This is a genomic window from Sphingomonas parapaucimobilis NBRC 15100 (assembly GCF_000787715.1).
In the GTDB taxonomy this organism is placed as follows: Bacteria; Pseudomonadota; Alphaproteobacteria; order Sphingomonadales; family Sphingomonadaceae; genus Sphingomonas; species Sphingomonas parapaucimobilis.
The window spans coordinates 1-4,900 of record NZ_BBPI01000110.1; the positions used below are offsets into that span (position 1 = coordinate 1).

Annotated in this window: 6 protein-coding genes and 1 pseudogene; 2 read left to right on the top strand and 5 right to left on the bottom strand. The window is 59.8% G+C overall.

Annotation, left to right across the window (positions count from 1 at the left end; translation table 11 throughout):
- Positions 1–805, bottom strand: an 805-nt coding sequence (locus tag SP5_RS19370) for a hypothetical protein (RefSeq protein WP_157013806.1), incomplete at its 3' end; no start/stop codon positions are given.
- A 104-nt stretch (positions 806–909) separates the two neighbouring features.
- On the opposite strand from SP5_RS19370, the pseudogene SP5_RS18915 reads away from it, so the two are divergent.
- Positions 910–1,856 (top strand): annotated as a pseudogene (locus SP5_RS18915) (IS630 family transposase).
- Positions 1,857–1,917: 61 nt separating this feature from the next.
- Here SP5_RS18915 and SP5_RS18180 read toward each other — a convergent pair.
- The 4 genes from SP5_RS18180 to SP5_RS18195 all read right to left on the bottom strand — a co-directional run bounded on the left by SP5_RS18180 (position 1,918) and on the right by SP5_RS18195 (position 4,264).
- Complete coding sequence (locus SP5_RS18180; RefSeq protein WP_042491493.1) at positions 1,918–2,232, bottom strand: hypothetical protein; 315 nt, start codon at positions 2,230–2,232, stop codon at positions 1,918–1,920.
- 910 nt (positions 2,233–3,142) lie between these two features.
- On the bottom strand, positions 3,143–3,418 hold the full coding sequence (locus SP5_RS18185; RefSeq protein ID WP_042491495.1) for an addiction module antidote protein: 276 nt from the start codon (positions 3,416–3,418) through the stop codon (positions 3,143–3,145).
- 2 nt (positions 3,419–3,420) lie between these two features.
- The gene (locus tag SP5_RS18190) at positions 3,421–3,720 is read right to left on the bottom strand and encodes a type II toxin-antitoxin system RelE/ParE family toxin (protein WP_369386105.1); all 300 of its coding nucleotides are present in this window, start codon (positions 3,718–3,720) and stop codon (positions 3,421–3,423) included.
- A gap of 295 nt (positions 3,721–4,015) precedes the next feature.
- Positions 4,016–4,264, bottom strand: coding sequence for a hypothetical protein (locus SP5_RS18195; RefSeq protein ID WP_042491497.1), 249 nt, complete (start codon positions 4,262–4,264; stop codon positions 4,016–4,018).
- 380 nt (positions 4,265–4,644) lie between these two features.
- On the opposite strand from SP5_RS18195, the gene SP5_RS19605 reads away from it, so the two are divergent.
- Positions 4,645–4,900: hypothetical protein (locus SP5_RS19605; RefSeq protein WP_167334744.1), on the top strand; the 256-nt coding region annotated here is incomplete at its 3' end.

The following is a 4,900-nucleotide window of genomic DNA, read 5'->3' on the forward strand; positions in this document are numbered from 1 at the left end:
CCTCACCGCGCCCTGATCGCAGCTGCTGCTCGTCAGTGCGGCCGATTACCTTTAAAAACCCCCTCAGACACTGGAGGGCCATCCCCTGATGATGGTCGACCTGCATCACTGCGATAGCGAGCATGATGCACAACTTCGCTCCTCTTTCGCGAATTTCGATCCCTTCGATAGTAGCTTGGCTTCGTGGTAGGCCGCCATCATGTGCATATAGGATCCGGTTACGGCCGTTTGCCTCGCTTGCGATCAGCTTGTCGACCTTCCGCGAGCCAGCGACTTTTTGTACGGCTGCGTCAAAGTAATCATCCTCCGATACGCCTGGTCGTGACCCAACCATCCCCAGCGGATCGGCAAGTACGATCTTATAATCCTGCATATTTGGTGGCAATTCGACAAACTGACGAATTGGCAAAGCAATAGTTACCTTTGGTGGATCAGCGGAAAGCGTGACGTCCATGGTTATTGGCTTATGATGAAACACCTCATGCCGCACCGCCCCTAAGAAAAAATAGACCGCAGCTTTATGTGGATGCATCCATAGATTTATCTTTTCGGCATCAGGATATTTGCGAACTTGCAGGCTGCGTATAAGTGCCGAGGCAGCTTCCTCTGCCGCTGTAATGGCGCGAAACGAGGATATTTCTCTATCTAGTGGGAACAATTCTTTCGCGCGAGCGAACCCATCGAGTGCGTTCTCAGCGCGATATCGAATTGGCCCAGGAAGGTTCTTGATTGCCTTAGGGAGCATTCGCCAAATGGCATCCGCATCCTGCACGTCGCCGACTGAGGGAGGAGGTTCAGAAGCCAATGTGATTCTCCTAGAGCGGTTTTCGCCGGAGTTGAATCAGCGGGGCTTCACACGGCCGTGGTTTTCTGATTCACGATCTGTGCTGGCGAAGGAGGCCGGCATGGATGGGTCGAGCTTTATCGCGTGATCTGCGGGACCGTGTCGTGGCCGCTGTTGAAAGCGGAGTGTCCTGCCGGCGGGCAGCGGAGCGCTTCGGCGTCAGTGCGGCGAGCGCGATCCGCTGGCGGCAGTTGGTGCTTACGCATGGCACGCCGGCAGCCAAGCCGCAGGGCGGTGATCGTCGAACGTCCAAGATCGAGGACCATGCGGCCTTCATCCTGGCCGCGATCGAGCAGCAGCCCGATCCGACGCTGGCGGAGTTGAGGACGATGTTGGCGGAGCGCGGCGTGAGCGTCAGCATCGCGACCTTGTGGCGCTTCTTCGCCCGCCACGGGATCACGCGTAAAAAAAGACCGGCCATGCGACCGAGCAGGATCGCCCCGACGTCCTGAAGCAGCGTGAGGAATGGTTCGAGGGCCAGCTTGATCTCGACCCCGACAAGCTGGTCTTCATCGACGAAACCTAGGCATCGACGAACATGGCGCGGCGCCATGGCCGCTGCCGACGTGGCGAGCGGCTACGCGCCGGTATACCCTTCGGGCACTGGAAGACGACCACCTTCGTCGCCGGCCTGCGCCGCACCGGCATGGTCGCGCCCTGGGTGCTCGATGGTCCAATGAACGCCGACGCGTTCCTCACCTATGTCACCCGCGTCCTCGTGCCAGAACTCGGGCGAGGTGACGTGGTCATCATGGACAACCTGTCGAGTCACAAGGCACCCATCGTGCGCGCCGTCATCGAGGGCGCCGGCGCCAAGCTCCTCTTCCTCGCGCCCTACAGCCCCGACTTCAACCCGATCGAGCAGGCTTTTTCCAAGCTGAAGGCCCACCTGCGCAAGGCCGCCGAACGTACCATCCACGGCCTCTGGAACGCCATCGGTCGCATCCTCGATCTCTACTCGCCCCAGGAGTGCGCCAACTATTTCGCAGCCTGCGGCTACGATGCAGACTGATCGAAAACCGCTCTAAATCCCTCAAATTTCCTCGGGTTGTGATAGGCTGGCGTTCTGCAAGTTACATTTTCGCGATAGAGACGATCAGCGCGCCGATCGCGATTACCAAGGACGCGACGCTGATCCAGTAAGCACGCCCTGCTGGCGCAGCCCACGCTTCTCTGCGCCGCAACTCCCTGTCCAGCAGCGAGAGGCTCTGCCTGTTTGTTGCCTTGCCTATCCAGCGGTGCAGCGCATCGTTCGACAGATGCTGCACGACGTCGGTGTCGATAGGATCGATCACCTTTGTCGTTTCAAGTTCATACATCATCACCCGGATGTCGTTGCGCCGGCCGCGACGAAATCGCTGCCAGCGCCGGCGCAGGTGCTCAAGCATCGGCAGCAAGCCTAGCCACAACGATTAAGGAAGTCTCCTCAGAGCGGTTAGGCGGTGGCGACTGTGATGCGATCCACGCATCCAGCGCGGCTCGCCAGTCAGCCAGGAAACGCACCGTCACAGGGATGCCGACACTGGTTCGCGGGCAAGCGCCTAGGTTTTTGGTATCAGTTGGTGACCGCAGCATGGGTTATTGATGCCACAACGGCAAACCAGTGCAAGGCTCAGGCCCCTCGCACCTGCCGCCATGGAGCAGCCGCTGGCCATACTGACAGCGCAGGATCTGGCGGCGCGCGAAGCCGAACGAGTTGCAGGACCTCGTAGCCGAGCGGTCGAAGCGCACCAATACGGGTGCGGTTGAAAGCCTATATCGATTCGGCCCCCCCGCACCCGCAACGAAGTGAACGAAGCAATGGACGACGCATCTTTACGCGGCCTCGATCAGGTTTCAAAAGCTGAGCAGTACGCCGTCGTCATCCTCCAGACCGTGCCGCGGCCGCCACAACGGCGCTTCGTGCTTCGCGTCGCGATCATACCCCAATACCCAGCATCGGAGGTTCGCGGCACGCATGCCAAACATCCGCGCCGCCTCAGGGCGGCATAGATGCCGATGCCGTAAGCTGCATCGCTCATGTCGCAGGTATATGCATATTGGCGAACCAAAGCACAGCCTAATCCCATCAAGTAAAAGCACGGCTGAAATGGCCTGTACGGCTGCCGAACCGCTCCCCAGAGACTGGTCCCTCGCCTCGGAAAGTCCTGCACGTCGCTTACTCTCGGGGGTTCGGGGGCGGATTTCCTTCAAAGGCCGGGAACACCACCGCGAATGGGCGAGCGGTGGCCAACTCTTCATCGGTGAGTTCCGGGCGATCGGACACTGCATCCATGTCCGCCTGGGTGTAGGGCTCGTTCACGCTGCCACGGTCATTTTGACGCCCAGCGCCCGCACAACGTGCGCAATCAGGTCGAACGACGGATTCCCGTTCTCGCCCAGCGCTTTGTATAACCCGGCGCGCGTATAGCCTGCCTTCTCCGCGATTTCGGACATACCACGCGCCTTCGCTACGTCGGAGAGCGCAGCTTTGATCAGGACGATATCGCCATCCTCGAACGCTGCGCTGAGATAGGCTGCAATCGCCTCCTCGCTGTCGAGGTGTTCAGTCGGGTCCCAGGGATAGGTGTTCATCGTCACAGTTCCTTCGCCATGCTCTTCGCGTCGCGGATGTCGCCGCGCTGCGATTTCTTGTCACCACCGCAGAGCAGGATGACGATCTCGGTCCCGCGCTGGACGAAATAGACCCGGTAGCCGGGGCCATAATCGATACGCAGTTCGCCAACGCCCTCACCCACCGGCTTCACGTCCCCGAAGTTGCCGAGCGAGAGGCGACGGATGCGGGCGTTGATCCGGGCGACCGCATGGACATCACGCAGATCGTTCATCCAGTTACGAAACACAGCGGTCTGGCGGACTTCGATCACGTCAACCATGGTATACAAATCTCGTCGAATTGTCAACCCCAGGATACACACAAGAGGATATGCAGGCCTTGCTGCTGGCGGCAGCGGGGGCGGAGCGGTGGATATCACGAGGACCACCGCCCGCCGCTAAGCGCGCCGCGAAGAATGGATGATCATGCATCCACTTTTGGATGCAAGGCCATTGACCGAACTTTATCCTTCAATGCCACATGCCGATCTTGCCGGAACTTTCTCCTGCATGATCGCGACGTGTCGACCTTGAGCCGACTTTTTGGCGCAATACCCCCTTCCTCTCGGACCCGCGTCAGCGGGCGGGTGGTGTTCCCCGCCGGAGCCAATCGGGCATGTCTTCCAACCGCTCCATTTCTTCTTCCGGGGTCAGCTGCTTTTCCGCGCTGACGAAGCTGGGAGATGCCGTGTTGAGGATCGTCTCCTTTCCATGGGCCGTCACCTTCAGCAGCGGCGCTTCGAACGCGACAACCGTTGAGACGGACGATCCTTCGTGATCGCCAAAGCCGGTGGTGATCCTGTAGTCCCTGCCGATCTCGAACATTGCGCCCTCACAATCTGATCATCGATACGATCGAATATGGCAGCGCCGATGGCCGAAGACCATGGACGAGAAAGTCCGTTGATGATCACCATGCACTCACTTTTGAGCGCATGGTCAATCCACGAGGCGTTCCGCCAATAATGCGCGGATCGCCTCCGGCCGCGACGGCTCAGGGTCCTGTCGTGCCCGCCAGGCGTCGAGCGCAGCCAGTTGAGCAGGCTGGAGACGTACCATGACCGGCGTCCCCGGTTGATCCGGGCGCTTCTTTTTCGTGGTATCACCAGTTGCAGAGGTCATACACTCGTGCTACCACGAGATCGAGCCGGGCGGAAGCTACCAACGACCGCACCGGCTCTGACCACATCGCACGGAGTCTACCCATGCAACAGGCTATTTGCGCCCATAGCGCCGCCGTAGCGCGCGCGTCACTGGAAAATTCACCTTCCTTTTCCGCCACCCGTCGCGGCATACTTGCCGGACTGGCCGCTATTCCAGCCATGTCTGCGCATGCGCGTGCCATTAATGCTTCTGGCGCACGCGAATGGGATCGCCTGGTGGTGGCCTATGAGAAGGCGGACCGAGAATCCGACTGTTATCAGGAAGAGGTCTGCAAACCCGTCTTCAACCGTTTGGAGG

Excerpts from the sequence above, each read along its gene's own strand:
- SP5_RS18180 (WP_042491493.1), bottom strand. The coding sequence starts at position 2,232 with ATGCTTGAGCACCTGCGCCGGCGCTGGCAGCGATTTCGTCGCGGCCGG.
- SP5_RS18185 (WP_042491495.1), bottom strand. The coding sequence starts at position 3,418 with ATGAACACCTATCCCTGGGACCCGACTGAACACCTCGACAGCGAGGAG.
- SP5_RS18190 (WP_369386105.1), bottom strand. The coding sequence starts at position 3,720 with ATGGTTGACGTGATCGAAGTCCGCCAGACCGCTGTGTTTCGTAACTGG.
- SP5_RS18195 (WP_042491497.1), bottom strand. The coding sequence starts at position 4,264 with ATGTTCGAGATCGGCAGGGACTACAGGATCACCACCGGCTTTGGCGAT.